Here is a 16,083-nt window from a genome sequence, read left to right as displayed (position 1 = left end):
ACTGGGATTCTGCACGCGTAATGAGTAACTGGCGCGAACAGGTCAAAGGCGAATCTGGCACCGGCGCTTTCACGGCGTTGCTCGGCCAGTACTACCACTACGTCGTAGTCGCCTTTCTGCTCGTCTTCGCGTTTTGGAATCGCGCGCGAAACTGGGGAAGATACCTCGTCGATGGAACGATTCTCTTTCGTGGAAACGACGCCTGGTATCACTACCGGTCGACGCAGTACACGGTCAACAACTTCCCGGAGACGATGCCGTTCGAAGTGTGGACACAGTTCCCCATCGGGACTGCGCCGTCTCAGTTTGGCACGTTCTTCGACCAGCTGATGGCGGCGATGGCGTTGGTCATCGGTCTCGGGAGTCCGAGTGAAGAACTGGTCCGTCGAGTCGTCCTCATCTCGCCAGCTCTGTTCGGGACACTCGTTCTCATCCCGGCGTATTTCGTCGGCCGCCGGCTTGGTGGCCGCTTCGCTGGCGTTCTGGCTGCCTCAATTATCGCCTTTGCGCCTGACAGGCTACTTTCGCTATCTGTCGCGGGCTTCTCGGACCACCAAGTTGCCGAAGCACTGTTTATGGCTCTGGCGGTGCTCGCGGTGATGGTCGCCCTCTCGGTTACACAAAAGGAGAAACCAGTTTACGAACTCCTACTTGAACGAGACTTTGACGCGCTCCGCCGGCCGCTTGGCTACTCGGTACTCGCCGGTGTGGCTGTCGCGATGTATCTTTGGACGTGGCCACCGGGTGTCCTGCTGCTGGGTATTCTTGGAGTGTTCTTCCTTATCCACCTCTCTGCACAGGTGGTCCGCGGCCAGAGTCCAGAACACACGGCGTTCGCGGGTGTCATCTCGATGGTCGTGGCTGGATTGTTACAACTTCCCTCCATTGCAACACTTGAGATAAGCGCAACAGCACGCTCCGCTCTCCAGCCTGGACTGGCCTTTGCTGTCGCCTTTGGCTGTGTGTTCATGTCCTGGCTGTTCCGACAGTGGGAGGCCCGAGAGCTGTCGAAGATCGGTTATCCCGGAGCTGTCGCCGGTATCCTCCTGGTTGGAGCCGGCTTCATGGCAGTCGTCTTGCCTGACCTCTTTGGATATTTCGTTGACCAAGTTCTGCGAGTCATTGGCTTCCAGACGTCGCCGACGGCCCAGACGGTCGGTGAAGCCCAGCCCCTTTCCGACCCCTACACGCTGTATTCGTACTACAGGCTGGCTCTGTTCGCTGCTATCGGTGGCGTCGGCCTCGTGCTCGCAAGACAGTTCACGGCCACAGACCCGTCCGGTGAGCGCTTGCTCGTCGCCATCTGGTTCGTCTTCATAATTGCTGCGACGTTCACGCAGGCGCGTTTCGGATACTACCTTGCCGTGCCCGTCGCGGCACTGACTGCAGTCGCGGTCGGTGAAGTGATGCGATTTATCCCTCGTGTCGAGGATATCTCGAAGGTCGAGCCGTATCAGGTGATGGCCGTCGTCTCGGTCATTCTCATCGTGCTCGCGCCGATGTTCTTCGGTGCTGGTGCGAGCGTGAGCGTACAGGCGATGGAGAGCTCCGACCGCGCGCAAAATCCCGGTGCCGGTATCGTCGGCTGGTCGGACGGACTCGACTGGATGGCAGAGAACACGCCAGCGCAGGGACAGTACGCAAACCCCGACGGTGAGGTCATGGAGTACTACGGGACGAACGCTCGCACCGACGACTACGACTATCCGGAGGGGTCCTACGGCGTGATGTCGTGGTGGGACTACGGCCACTGGATTACAGTCGAAGGTGAGAACATACCTGTCGCCAACCCGTTCCAGCAACAGGCCACAAAAGCCGCTAATTTCCTGACGGCACAGAACGAAAGCCGGAGCGAGCAGGTGCTTGAGGACATCGACGAGGACGACGCCCAGACGCGTTATGTCATGGTCGACTGGAAGATGGTCGAGACGGAGACACAGGTTGGTGGGAAGTACTTCGCGCCGATTCGGTTCAACCCCAACACGACACGGTCGGACTTCTACACCCGTGTCGCGTCGCTAGAGAGTCTCCAGCAGAATGGACTCCTTCAAGGGACAGACGTCATCCGCCAAAAGCAGGCGTACTACGATTCGATGGCAGTTCGGCTGTACCGCTACCACGGCAGTTCCATGGAGCCTCAGCCGTGGGTGCTCGACTGGCAGGGCGGGGAACAGCGACTCCGCAACGGCGATACAGTCGTGAGTCCGCCATCTGACGGACAACCGATAAAGCGCTTCCAGAGCATGCAGGAGGCGAAGGCGTTCGTCGAGAACGATACGGACGCACAGATCGGCGGCTTCGGGCCGTATCCACAGGAGCGCGTCCCGGCTCTGGAACACTACCGACTCGTCCACATGAGCGAGTTCAGTGGGCTCCAGGGCGGCCTCTCGCAGGTATTCACCCGTGATGCGAACACGCCTGGCTTCCTCGGCTCGCTGGGTATCTCGCCGAACGCGACACAGCAAGACGTCCGGAACGCCGCAATCGACGGGCTGTACCCGAACACGCCGTCGTGGGTCAAGACGTTCGAACGCGTGCCAGGGGCGACCATCGAAGGGGACGGTGCAGCACCGAACAGCACCATCCGCCTGCAGGTCGAACTCGACCCCGCCAACGGTGAGACGTTCGACTACAGTCAGCAGGTGACTACCGACGAGGACGGAAGCTTCACTGCGACGGTGCCGTACGCGAGCACGGGCTACGATGATGTTGGACTCGAGGACGGGCACACGAACACGAGCGTCCGTGCGACGGGGCCCTACCAGATTGCGTCGTCACCGACCTTCGAAAACGGGACCGTCACCCAGTACACCGGCACTGTCAACGTCTCCGAGTCGGCAGTCGTGAGCGAAGACGGGTCGCCAGTCGAGGTGACGCTGGAAGAACAGTCCCAGGAAATCGACTTCGGTGGCGATGACGGTTCAGACGGGACTGACGGCGACACGACCGACGGGTCGACTGACGGGTCGACTGACGACGGTGAGACGACCGACGACACGAATACCACGTCCGGTGGGAGCGCACAGCAATCACTGACTACCGACACCGCACCCACCACAATCCGTGCCGACTGATACGACAGCCGACGAGGAGACGCCGGCGATGCACGCGACGACCGGCGTGCGCGCGTGGCTCACAGTCTATCTCAAAGGGCTCGCGATGGGTGCTGCAGACTCCGTTCCGGGTGTCTCCGGCGGCACGATTGCGCTGATTGCGGGTATCTACGAGCGACTCATCGACGCGCTGACCGCGCTCGACCCCCGGTTGCTCAGAAAGGTGCCCGAACTCGACAGCGCCGACGGGCGACAAGAGGTCCTTTCCGACCTTCGCCGGATGGACGCGTACTTTCTGGTCGTACTGGGACTTGGCGTGGCAACGTCTATCGTGACCGTCTCACGAATCGTTCACGGTGCGTTGACGATGGCGCGCCCGCAGACGTTCGCCTTCTTTTTCGGATTGATTGCGGCCTCTGCGGTCGTGCTCTACGACCAGCTCTCTCTGGAGACGCCACTGCAGATCGGCGCGGCCATCGTGGGATTCGTCTTTGCCTTTCTGGTGAGTGGAATCTCGAACGGGGCCGGCCTCGGGCACGCACTCCCACTCATCTTCGTCGCTGGTGCGGTCGCAATCTCCGCGATGGTTTTACCTGGTATCTCGGGTGCCTTTTTGCTCATCCTTCTCGGACAGTACGAGTACCTGACGGGGGTGTTGACCGACCTGGTCGACGGCTTGCTGGCGTTCGGTGCCGATGACCTCCTCGCGAACGTCGGTGTCGTTGTCACCTTCGGCAGTGGTGCTGTAATCGGCCTGTTCACCGTCGCTCACGCGGTCAATCGCGCGCTCGAAGAATACCGTGAAGCGACCATCGCGTTCCTGGTCAGCCTGATGGTCGGCTCACTCCGACTCCCGGCCGCCGAAGTTCTCGGCGGGGTCGAGGTCACGGCGGTCGCAGACGTGACGACAGTACTCGGGACTGCGCTGGTCGGTGCTATCGCTGTCCTCCTGTTGGATTACTACACCGAGGACCTCTCGACTGTCGCCGCCTGAGGCTCTTACTCGACGCTTTTTGCACGCCAGTCGGCAAACGCTGGGAGGACATCGTCTTCATCGAAGCGCTCGATGCAGGGCACGTCGTAGGGATGGAGGCTTTCGAGACGGTCGGTGAGGCGGTCGACAGCGTCGCTGGTCGTTTTCACCAGAAGGATGACTTCGCTGTCTTCGTGGACGGCGCCGTCCCAGCGATACGTCGACTCACACGGGACTGCGTTGACACAGGCGGCCAATCGCTCGTCGACGATGGTTCGGGCGATGTCGTCGGCGGCTGATTCCGGGGCCGTGACGTAAAGAGTGACCATGCGTGAGCGTCGTTTTATGAGTGTATCAGCGTTCTGTCGGCGGCCGGGAGCTGGCTTACTTCGAGAAGGGGTTGTACGCGCCGTTGATGTCCCACTCGTGGAGACAGTGTGGCTGTCCGTGCTGTGGTTCGCCGTCGGACTCGGCGACGACCCACTTCTGTTCGCGCTCACTCCAGACGTCCATCCGACCGCATCGCTCGCAGACGCGTTCCTCCGGTGGGACGACTTCTGACATAGGGGACTGTTGGCTACCCGGGGACTTGAAATTCTCGGCACGCCCGGCGATGAGTCACTCGCTCTGTCCAGAGCGTGTGGTTGATACTGGCGGCGAGCCAACACGGCAGTGTGAAACACCTCCCGAAGCATCTCCGGCCGCGATGGCGGTATCTCGCCGTCGGCATCGAATCCTGGCCGGACGCCGACATCGACCGTGGAACCTTCCAGCGACAGCTCTGGTACGCTGCACAGAATCTGGTCGGTGACGTCGGGAGCGCAGCCATCGACCTGACGCTGCTCTCCTACTCGTTTGCGGATGGGTGGGGGAGCGCCATCCTCAGGGCGCGCCGCGGTGAGGTCGACAGGGCTCGGGCCGTCCTGGCGAGTCTGAACCGAGTCGATGGGGCCGAGGTCGGGGTTCGTGTCCGCGGCGTCAGCGGGACGGTGCGGGCCTGTGAAGAAAAGTATATGGGGCGCCGACCGGAAGGCCCAGAGAAGAGAGACGTCGTGTTTCGTAACGCCGAGCGGACTGCTCACGTCGGGCACTCGCGCGTCGACGTGGCGACCGACGAGGCGTTCGCGGGCGCGACGACGCTCGATATCTAACTATGCAGGGACAAAACCAACAGCAGGCCTACGACCGCGGGATTACCATCTTCTCCCCGGACGGACGCCTCTATCAGGTCGAGTACGCCCGCGAGGCCGTCAAGCGCGGGACCGCGAGTATCGGCGTTCGAACACCCGAGGGCGTCGTTCTCGTCGTCGACAAGCGCATCCGTTCGCCGCTGATGGAACGGGACAGCGTCGAGAAGATTCACAAAGCCGACGACCACATCGGCATCGCCAGTGCCGGCCACGTCGCCGACGCTCGCCAGCTCATCGACTTTGCTCGCCGCCAGGCGCAGGTCAACGAACTCCGCTACGGCGAACCCATCGGCGTCGAGACGCTGACCAAGGAAGTCACCGACTACATCCAGCAGTACACGCAGGTCGGTGGCGCACGTCCCTTCGGTGTCGCGCTCATCATCGCCGGCATCGCTGACGGCGAACCCAAACTCTACGAGACAGACCCGTCGGGAACGCCCTACGAGTGGAAGGCACTCGCCGTCGGCGCCGACCGCGGGGACATCCGGGAGTACTTAGAAGAGAACTACGCCGAGGACCTGAGTCTCGACGACGGCATCCGTCTGGCGCTCGAATCGCTGGCCTCCGTCAACGACGACGAACTCCATCCGGAAGGTATCGGCGTCGCGACAATCGATAAAGAAACCGAGACGTTCCACGAACTGAGCGAGGACGAACGCGAGGACTACCTCGAAGAGTTCGAACTGCTGGCGCCGGAAGAAGAAGAGGACGCTGACGCCGACGACGCTGACGAAGAATAACCAGCGCCGTCACTCGTTTTGCAGGTTCTGACGCTGTAGTGCGTCCGCCGGGCAGTGACAGCCATTTACAACACCGTGTGAGGTACGACAGTCTGGCACAGCGCGGTGGTCTACGATTCGGAAACACCTTTAAATCGGGCCAGATAAGGTCGATGTATGATATCGCTTGACGAGGCGGTGACGGCGCGCCTCGAATCACACGGGGAACGGTTCGAGGTACTGGTCGACCCGGATGCTGCGCTGGAAATCAAACGCGACGAGTTCGACGGTGACCTCGAAGAGGTCATCGCTGCAGAGGACGTCTTCGAGGACGCTGCGCGCGGGGACCGCCCTGCCGAGAGCGCGCTCGAAGAGGTCTTCGAGACGACAGACCCGATGGAAATCATCCCGGAGGTAATCAAACGGGGCGAGATTCAGATTACCGCAGAGCAGCGCCGCGAGATGCAAGAACAGAAGCGCAAACAACTCATCAACCGCATCACGCGCAACGCGGTCAACCCGCAGATGGACGATGCGCCCCATCCACCCGAGCGCATCGAGAGCGCACTCGAGGAGACTGACTTTCGTATCGACCCGATGGAGCCAGTCGAAAACCAGGTCGACGAGGCGCTCGACAAACTCCGACCGGTCATCCCGATTCGCTTCGATACGGTCACCGTCGCTGCACACGTCCCCGCCGACCACGCCGGCAGCGCGCAGGCCCAGATTCGGCAGTTCGGCGACTTAGAACGCGAGGAGTGGCAACCCGACGGCTCCTGGATTGGCGTCGTCGAGTTCCCGGCCGGCCTGCAAAACGACTTCTACGACCTCGTCAACGAACTATCCAATGGGGAAGCAGAGACACAGATGGTCAAAGACGAAGACGACCTCGACACCCGATAGGGAAAAAGTGACTTAGGCTCGCTTGAAGCCGATGGCAAAACCGCCGGCAAAGCCGGCGCCGATACCCGCCGTCGAGATGAATGTCTCGACGAGTGTCTGTGTCTGTGCGCTTGCGTCGGTGGCAAGTCCCTCGAAGACCCCGCCGAGTTCCTCCCAGTTGACCTGGAGGATGCCGCGCGATTCGAGGAACTTGAACAGCACGAGCTCGAGACCGACGATGATAGCGATTATCTTTGCCACTTTCTTCGCGGTGAAGCCGATGATGGCGCCGATGAGTGCGCTCCCGCCCATCTGCAACCCTAGCCCCGGAATGTCTATTGCCATGTGTACCACCTGACTGCGCGGGGGTAAGAGCTTTGTGCCCGCGGTGGTCGGGGATACCTTCGAGCCCGGATTTAAATATCGGGGCGACGTACAACGGTGTAAGTGACGGAGCGAGACACCACTACCACCGAGCGGGCGGTCATCGCCAAGCGCGTCGACAGTGGCGAGGCGGACACGACCGAAATCGTCGACCTCGCACATGCTGCCGGGTACAGCCCCGTCGAGACGGTGACCCAGACCCGGACCGAGGACCCCGCCTTCCACATGGGGGAGGGAAAAGTCGAGACGCTGGCGACGCTCGTGCGACAGACCGACGCGAAGGTCGTTGTCTTCGACAATCAACTTGGCCCCTACCAGACGTTCAACGTGGGGAACAAGCTCCCCGAGGACGTGCGCATTCTGGACCGGTTCCGGCTAATTTTGGAGATTTTCGGCCAGCGTGCCCAGACCAAGAAGGCACAGCTCCAGGTCGAACTTGCGGAACTGCGCTACGAACTGCCGCGTGCCGAGGCGAAAGCGAGCCTCGCCAAACGCGACGAACGTCCCGGCTTCATGGGGCTTGGCGAGTACGACGAGAGCCGCGAGTGGGACATCAAGGCACGCATCGCTCGCATCCGGGACGAACTGGAGACAATCGAGCAGACAGAACAGCACCGCCGCGAGCAGCGCCGCGAATCCGGCTTCGACCTCGTGGCGATGGCTGGCTACACGAACGCCGGCAAGTCGACGCTGTTGCGGCAACTCGCCGCCGACCTTGACGTCGACGAGAACGACGACCTCCATCCGGACCTCGACTCGACCGCCGAATCCGAGGACCGACTGTTCACGACGCTGGGAACGACGACCCGTCGGGCAGACATCGATGCCCGAGACGTCCTCCTGACCGACACTGTCGGGTTCATTTCCGACCTCCCACACTGGCTGGTCGAGTCGTTCAAGTCCACGCTTGATGCCGTCTATCGGGCCGACCTGGTCTTGCTCGTCGTCGACGTCAGCGAACCCGTCGAGGAGATACGCGAGAAACTGGTCACCTCTCACGACACGCTCTACGAGCGCAACGAGGCGCCAATCGTCACCGTCCTCAACAAGATAGACAGCGTCGACGAAGACGAACTGGCGCGCAAACGGGAGGCACTCTCTGCGCTCGCGCCGGACCCGGTCGCGGTCAGCGCACGGACCGGCGAAAATCTCGACCACCTCCGCGAGCGGGTCCACGCCGAACTGCCAGATTTCGTCCAGGAGCGACTCGTCCTGCCGATGAACGACGAGACGATGAGCGTCGTCTCCTGGATTCACGACAACGCGAACGTCGACTCCGTCGACTACGGCGACCAGGTCGTCATCGAGTTCGAGGCCCGCCCCGCCATCGTCGAGCAGTCACGGGCCAAAGCGAGCGACCTGGTCGAAACCGAAGCCTCTGCCTGACTACCGGTCGTTTTGCATCGCCGCTGGAATCGCATCGAGGAGGTCACTCGCGACGAGTCCGTTCCCGGACTGTTCGTAGACGATATCGCCTGCACGCCCGTTGACGAAGGCCGCGAGCGCAGCCGCGTCCAGTGGGTCCTGTGTCGCAGCGAGCGCCCCGGTGACGCCAGCGAGCACGTCGCCGGTTCCGCCCACCGTCATGCCCGGGTTGCCGGTGCGACTGACGCGGGTTCGGTCCCCATCGGAGACGATGTCGTAGTGCCCTTTCACGAGCAGCGTGTGGCCCACTTCAGCGGCAAAGTCCTCGACTAGTTCGGAGCGTTCGCGCCAGTCGGCGGCGGTCTCTCCGCCCATCTTTTCCAGTTCGCCCTGGTGGGGGGTACAGATGAGGTCTGCGTCGGTCTCGACGTCCGGGACGACAGCGAGGGCGTCGGCGTCGACGACAGCAGTGCCATCGTATCTTTCGAGGATTGCTCTGGCCGCCTTGAGCGTCTCGGGGTCGTCACCCAGGCCCGGACCGAAGACGAGCGCGTCCTGTTCGTTGGCGAGTTCCGTTATGGGGCTGACGTGGCTCGTCTCGAGGGTTCGCCCTTCCATCGGGCGGACGATGAGGTCCTCGCAGTAGCCCTGTATCTCGTGGGCGACGGCCGTCGGACTGCTCACCCGAACCAGGTCGGCACCGGCACGGAGCGCCGCCTGCCCGGCGAGTGCGGGCGCACCGGTGTAGGGGCCGCCACCGACGACCAGTACTTCGCCGTGGTCGCCCTTGTGACTGGTCGGGTCCCGGGAGAGCCGCTGTAGGTCTCCCCGCTCGACGAACGTCTCGGCGGCGGCCGGGATGCCGATTTCGGCGACTGTCACGTCCGCCGCGAGGTCGGCCAGGCCGGGTTTGGTGTCGTGGAACGTGACGACGTGGTCCGGCGAGACGGCGTTGTCCGTGAGCGTCGCGGCGTCGGCGTCCAAGCCGGAGGGAACGTCGACAGAGAGGACCGTCGCGTCGGCGCCGTTCATCGCAGCGGCCGCGGTGGCTGCTGGCTCTCGAAGCTCTCCGGCGATGCCGGTTCCGAGCATCGCGTCGACGATTAGGTCCGGGTCCGCGAGGTCGACGGCCGTCGAGTCCCGGACCTCCCTTGTGTCGTAGTCGGCTTCCTGGAGCGCAGCCCAGTTCTCCCGAGCGATGTCGGTGGTGATGGTCTCTGCGCGGCCGAGCAGGCAGATACTGAGGTCGAACTCGTCGAGAAAGCGGGCAGCGACTGCGGCGTCGCCGCCGTTGTTCCCTCGGCCACAGACGATGGTAATCTTGTCACCGGGGGCAGCGAGGTCGCGAACGACGCGGGCAATCGCGTTGCCGCTCGACTCCATCAACTGCTTGCGTGGCACACCGAGTGCGGCCGCGTTCTCGTCGACGACGGCCATCTCCGAACCGGTAATCATGGTCGGGCGTACGACCGGCGGGGGAATAACTGTGGGGCCTCAGACGAGAGCGACGAGGCCAGCAGTCAGGAGGAGATTGCCAAGCGCAGCGACGAGCAGGAACTTCCAGCCAATCTGGATGAGCTGGTCGATACGTACGCGGGGGAACGTGGTCCGCGCCCACTGCGTGAACAGGAAGATTGCCCAGATTTTCGCGAACATCCAGATTGGCCCAGGCAAGACTGGGCCGGCCGGGCCGCCGAGAAAGAGGACGGCGACGAGCGCGCCGCCGAGGAAGATGTGGAGAAATTCGCTGAGGTACAATAGCACGAAGTACACCGAGGAGTACTCAGTCATGTGGCCAGCGACGATTTCGGTCGGCGCTTCGGGGATATCGAACGGGTTCCGACCGATCTCCGCGAGATTCGCGGCCATGAACAGGACGAACGCGAAGGGGTTGACGAACGCGTACCAGTCCGGAATCCCGAGTGGGCCAAGCGCGACGAGCGTGTCTTGCTGTGCGGCGACGATTTCACTCAACCGGAGAGTGCCGAAAAACAGCGCGACTGACGCCCCGACGAGAACGAGCGGAATCTCGTACGCGATGTTTTGCGCGACAGCGCGCATCCCGCCGAGAAACGAGAACTTGTTGTTCGAGGCGTACCCGGCCATCACGAGCCCCAGTGAGGCCAGCGAGGCAACGGCAAAGACGAATACCAGTCCGCTCTCTGGGTCGGCGAGCTGGAGAGAGATGCTGCCGAGAGTTCCAAAGGGGATAACAGCAAATCCGAGCAGCGCCGAGGCGGCCATCACCAGTGGAGCCAGGTCGAAGGCCGGTCGGTCAACACCCTCGGGGACGGTGAGTTCTTTCGAAAGCATGCGGACCGAGTCGGCGACGATGATGAGCAGTCCCGCTGGGCCGTGCCTGTTCGGCCCGATCTTGTCGATAAACGAGGAGTAGACCCGCCGCTTCGCCCACGGACCGGCGATAGCTGCATTGATGAGGATGACCGTTGCGACCAGTGTTGCACCGAGGAGTCCACCGACGACGCTTCCCAGTGTCGTATCTGGGACCAGTCCGACAGCGTCAGCGAGTGCGTCAGGGAGGGCGGTCGACAGCGGAACCACTCCTACAGTCATGTGCAACACTTCGACTGGGGGTGGCGTAGCCCTGCTGCCCCGTTTCCGCGGACATTTATATTGGGCTGTGATGGCAAAACCAGCGACCCGCTTTGCTCACCACCGGACCCGGAACTCGCCTTCGTCCTGTGGCGCCTCGTAGGTCACGTCGACATCTTCGACGGTGGCAGCGGAACTCCCGCGGTGACAGAACTCGACCATCTCTTCGACGGTCTCCGCTGGCCCCTCGAAGACGGCCTCGACGCGCCCGTCGTCCAGATTCCGGACCCAGCCGTCGACGTCGCGCTCCTGTGCCTCGTCGCGGGTCGTCGCGCGAAAGTACACACCCTGTACGTTGCCGGTGACGAACACGTGTGCACGAGTGCGGTCGGACATACGCTACTCTTCGACGCGGTGTTACAAAATGGTACGGTCAGCGCCCCGCTAGCCGAGCAACTCACGGAGCGCCCGAGCCCCGGCGCTGAGTTCCTCACTGACCGCACCAGCGAGGCCACCGACGCGTATCTGGGCCGGGGCGATCCCCAGCCATCGAGAGACCGGGCCAGCGGGAGCATCTGCGCCGAGCGCAGCGATAGTTCGCCCGCGCGAGCGAACCTCGACGGTGAGTGCTGTCGCTGTCAGCGTCGCAGTGACTTCTTCCGTTCTCGACCGAGGAACGGTACGCGCAGCATGGACAACGCCGCTGAGAGACGGAAACTCGACGAACAGTCGGTCGCCGGTCGACTGGACGTCAACGTCGGTTCCGTCGATTGTGAGTTCGAGGTCTGTCTCGACAGACAGCGGCGCCTTGGGTGCCGGTGGTTCAGTCACGCTCGCGGGTCGTGATGGTGACCGTCCCGTCGAGTCGCCAGGGGGCGTGTTCGACGTCGTCGCCGGTTCCACTCGGCACTTCGACTTCCATGTCGTCGAACTCGTAGACAATCTCCGCGCCGCGCCCGGTCAGTCGGTCGTAGAGGCCGATTGCCAGGTCCGGCCATGTCATGGTCTCGTCTTCTGTGGTGGTTTCTGACATAGTCAACTATTGGTTGGGGTGTAGCCATAAAAATGTTCGTCCCTCTACCAATTCCCTGCAGCTAAAACCAATCTTTCTCCCCGATTGTGGGCTGGAGAATTTCGAAGCCCGCGCTCGTGGCGGCACACTCTTTGTCGGGACAGTGGGTGGTGGCTAAACGTCGGTACTCCTGTGATTCCTGATAAACTGGAACACGTACGTCTGTGCGTAGCCGGCGTACTTGCCACCCAGGCGCTCCCGAATCGCCCGGGAGGTGTCGGTGTAATTGCCACGGTCACAGTCGGGGTAGTACTCGGTGATGGTCTTGCGAATCCAGGTGTCGAGCGGGACCGCTTCGAGATAGTCAAGGGAGAACAGCAGGACACAGTCTGCGACCTTGTCGCCGACGCCGACGAACTCGGTCAGCGCGTCGCGGGCCTCCTCGTACGGGAGTTCCCGGGCATCGGCGGGGTCGGCCTCACCGTCGGCGACCATCTTTGCGGTCCGCTTGACGTAGGGTGCCCTGTAGCCGAGACTCAGGTCCCGGAGTTGCTCCTCTGTCGCATCCGCCAACTGCGCTGGTGTCGGATAGGCATGGTAGGTCTCCCCATCGAACTCGACTGGTGTTCCGAACGCCGCCCGGAGTGACTGTTGCATGCCGTGGATTCGGGTGACGTGCATCTGTGCCGAGCAGATAAACGAGACGAGCGCTCCGAAGGGAGGGTCGCGGACCAACCGCATTCCTCGGTAGGTGTCGAACGCGGTTTCGAGCAGTTCGTCGGCAGGGGTCGCGTCGCGAATCTCGACGAGGTCGTCGTCGAGTCGGAGCCGCCGCCGGACCGCCGACTCGGCGTCGACTGCCGACTCCCAGCGGACCTGCCCGTCTGTCTGCCGGACACGGACGACCGCGGGGGTTCCGTCTTCGCGTGTCGTGGTCAGATAGCTGGCGTCGCCGCCGTACTGGCTGTCGTCCTCGTAGTCGCGGCCGTCCTCGCGCCACCAGAGGTAGGACTGCCCACTCTCCAGGGTCGACTGGAGGTCGAACCCGCCGGCGAGACTGTCGACGTCGATGACGCCTGACTCCATCAGCCCGAGAGAGGTGCCCAACGACCTTCAGGGCTTCTCAATCCCCCGGGCTAACCTTCATATTGGTTGCCAGTCAAACAACGTATATGAACTGCAGAGTTGTCGTCGAGGCAGCAGTCCCAGTGTACGACGTAGGGTCTCCCGACGAAGCGGTTCGCATCGCCATCTCGAAGACAGGAGAGATGCTGAACCCCGACTTGAACTACGTCGAGATCAACATGGGCGAGCGGTCCTGTCCCCACTGTGACGAGGAGCTGGAGCCAGCCTTCATCGCTGCCGACGAGAGTCTCGTCGCGCTGGAGTTAGAGATGACGGTGTTCAACGTCGAACGCGACGAGCACGCTGCCCGAATCGCCCGGAAAGAAATCGGGCAGCGACTCGAGAACATCCCGCTCGAAGTCCTCGAAATCGAGGAACTCGAAGAGGAAGACGACGAGGAAAGTGACACGACGGCGGAGTCCGAGGCTGAGACGCCAGCCGAGGACGAGGACTCGGCCCCGTCACCTGACAGCGACGACGAGGACGTTCTCCCGGAGTTCGAAGAACTCATCGACGAGTAAGCGGATTCTGTTTTGACTACTGCCACTCGACAGCGATGGCTCTGCGTGAAACGTAGCGTGTGTGGCTCCGGGTGGAGCCCGAGAAACAGCGCGTTCAGTCGGCAGTCGCGGAGACGCGTTCGGTCTCTTCGCTGGTCATCTCAGATGTAATACCGTCCGCAATAGCGAAGACAGCGGCCTTGTGGTCCGTCTTCGATTTGTGGATGGATGTCGGCTGGACGCCCAGTTCGGCGTACTCGTCGTGCTCGACAGTATCGCCTGTCTGTTCTTCGTAGTGGTTCTGTACCTGCGCAAGTAGCCCGTGGAGATGAATGAGCTCCTGCTTTTTCATAGTCAACCTTACCTAACAACTGGAGGGTTATAGTAGTACTCTGAGCCTCGTTAACATACTTCCTTCTGAATTGCGTCCTGAGGCGCTGTACTACCGATGCGCTGAGATGGGCAGACGGAGACCGAAAGTCCGTTTCGTAAACCCTCGGTTTAATATGGGCATCTGTCGCACCGCTGGCTAACAAATTGCCGTCAAAAGAAAAGTTAACTTTCCAAATGTAAAGGCTTTATTTTGCGAGAGTCTCTCGGGCGCGGTTGCTCGTCTCCTGCCGGTGGCACGACTCGATCGTACCGGTAGTCCTCTTCACTCGGAAAATCACAGTCATGATCGCGGAAAAACTGGCCGTAGACTAGTCGCAGTTCCCGACCTGAGTCGCTACTCTCGAATCCGGATGATTCCCGACCGGATGACGCGCTGATTCGGGATGATGTACTCCTCGCCGTTGGTCTCGATGTGTGTGACGAACATATCCACCTCCTGGACGATACCTCGCTTGTCGTCGATTTCGACCTTATCGCCGATGGCGTAGGGTTCGACCAGCAGGAGGTAGACACCGGCTGCACTCGCTGCGAGCAAGTCTTTGAACGCCAGTCCCGACAGGAAGACCAGGCCAAAGGAGTACGCCGCAAGGAGCACGAGCAACGCCTGCGTCGCGACGCCAATCTGCGAGAGTGCGAGCAAGATTGCGATGTAGAAGATGCTGTACTTGACAATCTCGGGAATAATCTCTGCCTCAGGGAGTTTGATGCTCCGAAGGCGGTCGCTGACGACGAGCTTTGCCTTGTCACCGGCGACCAGTCCCACGATTAGCGCCAGAATGGCGATGAAGATACGAGGAAGATACCCTGTAATCTGCGCCCAGAACAACTGGACGCTGGTCAACTGCGCGATGTTCAGCGCAACGATGATAGCGACGATGTAGACGAACAGCGCTGCCAGTTGCGCGAGAATGCTGATGGTCGAGGTTCCGAAGTTCTGTGCGCTGCGTTCGAACGGTGTCCCCTCGACCAGTTCCTCGACGCCCATCGAGTGCAACGTGCTGTAGGTCCGCTTCCAGACCCAGTACGCGACCAGGACTCCGAGGACCAGGACTGCGATGGAGAGAATAAAGGCCGTCTCCGCCGAGAAAATCTCCCGGACGTACGGCGCCCACTCGAATTGCATCTAATACTCCTCCGGGTCGAGTTCGAGAACGAGTTCACCTGCCTTGAATGCTCGAACCATCCCGTCACTCTCCGAGAGGACGATGGCCGTGGCGTTCGTATCCCGCGTCACTGCGCCGGCAGCCATGTGACGCGCGCCGAGGCCCTTCGGGATGTCGACGCCCTCTGCGGACGGTTCGAGATAGCGATACGCAGAGACGATTTTGCCCGAGTCCGAAATGACGAATGCCCCGTCGAGCCGCGAGAACTCCTTGAGCATCACGTTCACGATTGGGTCGCCGACGTGGACGTGGGACTTCTCGAATGGGTTGTAGCTCAGCGGCCGGGATTTGTTCATCACCTTCCCGGCGTCGCCGACGACAAAGAGCGCGCCCACCGGTTTGCCCTTCTGCCCTTTCTTTCCGAGTTCGATAGCCACCTCGAACACGTCACGGATGACATCAGAGTCCGCGCGGGAGTTTACGAACAGGTCGTACACGCCCGCTCGGCTGAACTCCCCTGCGTTGACTCTGACGACGGTATCGACGCCGTCACTGAACAGATTCGTGATACAGACGACCGAACTCTCCTCGTCGACCAGCCCCTGGTCGACTGCGCCCTCGAGTCCGAATCTGATACGACCGGTCACGTCGTCGAACTCCAGGGGCAACTCGACGTAATTCTCCGCATCGACCGTGTTCTCCGGCGCGACGACTACCGGCGAGACATCTGTCTCCTCGAACGGTTCGTACGTCGCCGCGCTCGGAGAAAACAGCAACACCTCGTCTGCATCGGCGACAACATCGTCTAACAGCTCGTCCAGCGCGGTCATT

19 protein-coding genes are annotated in these 16,083 nt (G+C 61.8%); 7 read left to right on the top strand and 12 right to left on the bottom strand.

The window, feature by feature from the left end; all coding sequences use genetic code 11:
* Window positions 1-20: 20 nt before the first annotated feature.
* The gene (locus tag QYL91_RS12815; protein WP_302080889.1) at window positions 21-3,074 is read left to right on the top strand and encodes an oligosaccharyl transferase, archaeosortase A system-associated; all 3,054 of its coding nucleotides are present in this window, start codon (window positions 21-23) and stop codon (window positions 3,072-3,074) included.
* A complete protein-coding gene (locus QYL91_RS12810; protein ID WP_369685601.1) occupies window positions 3,064-4,047 on the top strand; it encodes a DUF368 domain-containing protein in 984 nt (327 codons plus the stop codon). The genes QYL91_RS12815 and QYL91_RS12810 overlap by 11 nt, the downstream gene beginning before the upstream one ends.
* Before the next feature lie 5 nt (window positions 4,048-4,052).
* Here the strand turns inward: QYL91_RS12810 and cutA are convergent, their stop codons facing one another.
* Window positions 4,053-4,355 (bottom strand): divalent-cation tolerance protein CutA, encoded by a 303-nt coding sequence (cutA, locus tag QYL91_RS12805; RefSeq protein WP_302080888.1) that lies wholly within the window; start codon window positions 4,353-4,355, stop codon window positions 4,053-4,055.
* A 55-nt stretch (window positions 4,356-4,410) separates the two neighbouring features.
* A complete protein-coding gene (locus QYL91_RS12800) occupies window positions 4,411-4,590 on the bottom strand; it encodes an HEWD family protein (RefSeq protein WP_302080887.1) in 180 nt (59 codons plus the stop codon).
* 110 nt (window positions 4,591-4,700) lie between these two features.
* Between QYL91_RS12800 and QYL91_RS12795 the strand changes: the two genes are divergently transcribed.
* The 3 genes from QYL91_RS12795 (at window position 4,701) to QYL91_RS12785 (ending at window position 6,838) form a co-directional block, all read left to right on the top strand.
* On the top strand, window positions 4,701-5,177 hold the full coding sequence (locus tag QYL91_RS12795) for an Rpp14/Pop5 family protein (RefSeq protein ID WP_302080886.1): 477 nt from the start codon (window positions 4,701-4,703) through the stop codon (window positions 5,175-5,177).
* Between the two features lie 2 nt (window positions 5,178-5,179).
* Window positions 5,180-5,956 (top strand): archaeal proteasome endopeptidase complex subunit alpha, encoded by a 777-nt coding sequence (psmA, locus tag QYL91_RS12790; RefSeq protein WP_302080885.1) that lies wholly within the window; start codon window positions 5,180-5,182, stop codon window positions 5,954-5,956.
* 156 nt (window positions 5,957-6,112) lie between these two features.
* Window positions 6,113-6,838, top strand: coding sequence for a ribosome assembly factor SBDS (locus QYL91_RS12785; protein ID WP_302080884.1), 726 nt, complete (start codon window positions 6,113-6,115; stop codon window positions 6,836-6,838).
* Window positions 6,839-6,850: 12 nt separating this feature from the next.
* Here the strand turns inward: QYL91_RS12785 and QYL91_RS12780 are convergent, their stop codons facing one another.
* On the bottom strand, window positions 6,851-7,162 hold the full coding sequence (locus QYL91_RS12780; RefSeq protein ID WP_302080883.1) for an FUN14 domain-containing protein: 312 nt from the start codon (window positions 7,160-7,162) through the stop codon (window positions 6,851-6,853).
* A 102-nt stretch (window positions 7,163-7,264) separates the two neighbouring features.
* Between QYL91_RS12780 and hflX the strand changes: the two genes are divergently transcribed.
* Window positions 7,265-8,587: a GTPase HflX gene (hflX, locus tag QYL91_RS12775; RefSeq protein WP_302080882.1), complete on the top strand. Its 1,323-nt coding sequence runs from the start codon at window positions 7,265-7,267 to the stop codon at window positions 8,585-8,587.
* Here the strand turns inward: hflX and QYL91_RS12770 are convergent, their stop codons facing one another.
* From QYL91_RS12770 to QYL91_RS12745, 6 genes are all read right to left on the bottom strand, one after another.
* A complete protein-coding gene (locus QYL91_RS12770; RefSeq protein ID WP_302080881.1) occupies window positions 8,588-10,021 on the bottom strand; it encodes an NAD(P)H-hydrate dehydratase in 1,434 nt (477 codons plus the stop codon). It lies immediately after the preceding gene.
* 39 nt (window positions 10,022-10,060) lie between these two features.
* A complete protein-coding gene (locus tag QYL91_RS12765) occupies window positions 10,061-11,140 on the bottom strand; it encodes a complex I subunit 1/NuoH family protein (protein ID WP_302080880.1) in 1,080 nt (359 codons plus the stop codon).
* Window positions 11,141-11,236: 96 nt separating this feature from the next.
* Entirely contained in the window at window positions 11,237-11,515 is a 279-nt protein-coding gene (locus QYL91_RS12760) for an acylphosphatase (protein ID WP_302080879.1), read from the bottom strand.
* A 48-nt stretch (window positions 11,516-11,563) separates the two neighbouring features.
* Entirely contained in the window at window positions 11,564-11,950 is a 387-nt protein-coding gene (locus QYL91_RS12755) for a hypothetical protein (RefSeq protein WP_302080878.1), read from the bottom strand.
* Window positions 11,943-12,152, bottom strand: coding sequence for a hypothetical protein (locus QYL91_RS12750; RefSeq protein WP_302080877.1), 210 nt, complete (start codon window positions 12,150-12,152; stop codon window positions 11,943-11,945). The genes QYL91_RS12755 and QYL91_RS12750 overlap by 8 nt, the downstream gene beginning before the upstream one ends.
* Window positions 12,153-12,305: 153 nt before the next feature.
* Window positions 12,306-13,217, bottom strand: coding sequence for a DNA-3-methyladenine glycosylase family protein (locus QYL91_RS12745; protein ID WP_302080876.1), 912 nt, complete (start codon window positions 13,215-13,217; stop codon window positions 12,306-12,308).
* Window positions 13,218-13,303: 86 nt separating this feature from the next.
* Between QYL91_RS12745 and QYL91_RS12740 the strand changes: the two genes are divergently transcribed.
* Window positions 13,304-13,777 carry a DUF555 domain-containing protein gene (locus tag QYL91_RS12740; protein WP_302080875.1) on the top strand — a complete coding sequence of 158 codons (474 nt, stop codon included), beginning with the start codon at window positions 13,304-13,306 and terminating at the stop codon, window positions 13,775-13,777.
* Between the two features lie 94 nt (window positions 13,778-13,871).
* On the opposite strand, the gene QYL91_RS12735 is transcribed toward QYL91_RS12740, so the two are convergent.
* The 3 genes from QYL91_RS12735 to dacZ all read right to left on the bottom strand — a co-directional run bounded on the left by QYL91_RS12735 (window position 13,872) and on the right by dacZ (window position 16,082).
* Window positions 13,872-14,108: a UPF0058 family protein gene (locus tag QYL91_RS12735; protein WP_302080874.1), complete on the bottom strand. Its 237-nt coding sequence runs from the start codon at window positions 14,106-14,108 to the stop codon at window positions 13,872-13,874.
* Between the two features lie 375 nt (window positions 14,109-14,483).
* On the bottom strand, window positions 14,484-15,272 hold the full coding sequence (locus tag QYL91_RS12730) for a mechanosensitive ion channel domain-containing protein (protein ID WP_302080873.1): 789 nt from the start codon (window positions 15,270-15,272) through the stop codon (window positions 14,484-14,486).
* Window positions 15,273-16,082 carry a diadenylate cyclase DacZ gene (gene dacZ, locus QYL91_RS12725; protein ID WP_302080872.1) on the bottom strand — a complete coding sequence of 270 codons (810 nt, stop codon included), beginning with the start codon at window positions 16,080-16,082 and terminating at the stop codon, window positions 15,273-15,275.
* Window position 16,083 lies beyond the last annotated feature (1 nt).

The sequence above is a fragment of the Salinibaculum rarum genome, assembly GCF_030505615.1.
Lineage (GTDB): Archaea > Halobacteriota > Halobacteria > Halobacteriales > Haloarculaceae > Salinibaculum > Salinibaculum rarum.
This window is presented reverse-complemented; position numbering and strand designations above follow the sequence as displayed.

Excerpts from the sequence above, each read along its gene's own strand:
- QYL91_RS12815 (WP_302080889.1), top strand. The coding sequence starts at position 21 with ATGAGTAACTGGCGCGAACAGGTCAAAGGCGAATCTGGCACCGGCGCT.
- cutA (WP_302080888.1), bottom strand. The coding sequence starts at position 4,355 with ATGGTCACTCTTTACGTCACGGCCCCGGAATCAGCCGCCGACGACATC.
- QYL91_RS12800 (WP_302080887.1), bottom strand. The coding sequence starts at position 4,590 with ATGTCAGAAGTCGTCCCACCGGAGGAACGCGTCTGCGAGCGATGCGGT.
- psmA (WP_302080885.1), top strand. The coding sequence starts at position 5,180 with ATGCAGGGACAAAACCAACAGCAGGCCTACGACCGCGGGATTACCATC.
- QYL91_RS12785 (WP_302080884.1), top strand. The coding sequence starts at position 6,113 with ATGATATCGCTTGACGAGGCGGTGACGGCGCGCCTCGAATCACACGGG.
- QYL91_RS12780 (WP_302080883.1), bottom strand. The coding sequence starts at position 7,162 with ATGGCAATAGACATTCCGGGGCTAGGGTTGCAGATGGGCGGGAGCGCA.
- QYL91_RS12770 (WP_302080881.1), bottom strand. The coding sequence starts at position 10,021 with ATGATTACCGGTTCGGAGATGGCCGTCGTCGACGAGAACGCGGCCGCA.
- QYL91_RS12765 (WP_302080880.1), bottom strand. The coding sequence starts at position 11,140 with ATGACTGTAGGAGTGGTTCCGCTGTCGACCGCCCTCCCTGACGCACTC.
- QYL91_RS12760 (WP_302080879.1), bottom strand. The coding sequence starts at position 11,515 with ATGTCCGACCGCACTCGTGCACACGTGTTCGTCACCGGCAACGTACAG.
- QYL91_RS12750 (WP_302080877.1), bottom strand. The coding sequence starts at position 12,152 with ATGTCAGAAACCACCACAGAAGACGAGACCATGACATGGCCGGACCTG.
- QYL91_RS12745 (WP_302080876.1), bottom strand. The coding sequence starts at position 13,217 with ATGGAGTCAGGCGTCATCGACGTCGACAGTCTCGCCGGCGGGTTCGAC.
- QYL91_RS12740 (WP_302080875.1), top strand. The coding sequence starts at position 13,304 with ATGAACTGCAGAGTTGTCGTCGAGGCAGCAGTCCCAGTGTACGACGTA.
- QYL91_RS12735 (WP_302080874.1), bottom strand. The coding sequence starts at position 14,108 with ATGAAAAAGCAGGAGCTCATTCATCTCCACGGGCTACTTGCGCAGGTA.
- QYL91_RS12730 (WP_302080873.1), bottom strand. The coding sequence starts at position 15,272 with ATGCAATTCGAGTGGGCGCCGTACGTCCGGGAGATTTTCTCGGCGGAG.
- dacZ (WP_302080872.1), bottom strand. The coding sequence starts at position 16,082 with ATGACCGCGCTGGACGAGCTGTTAGACGATGTTGTCGCCGATGCAGAC.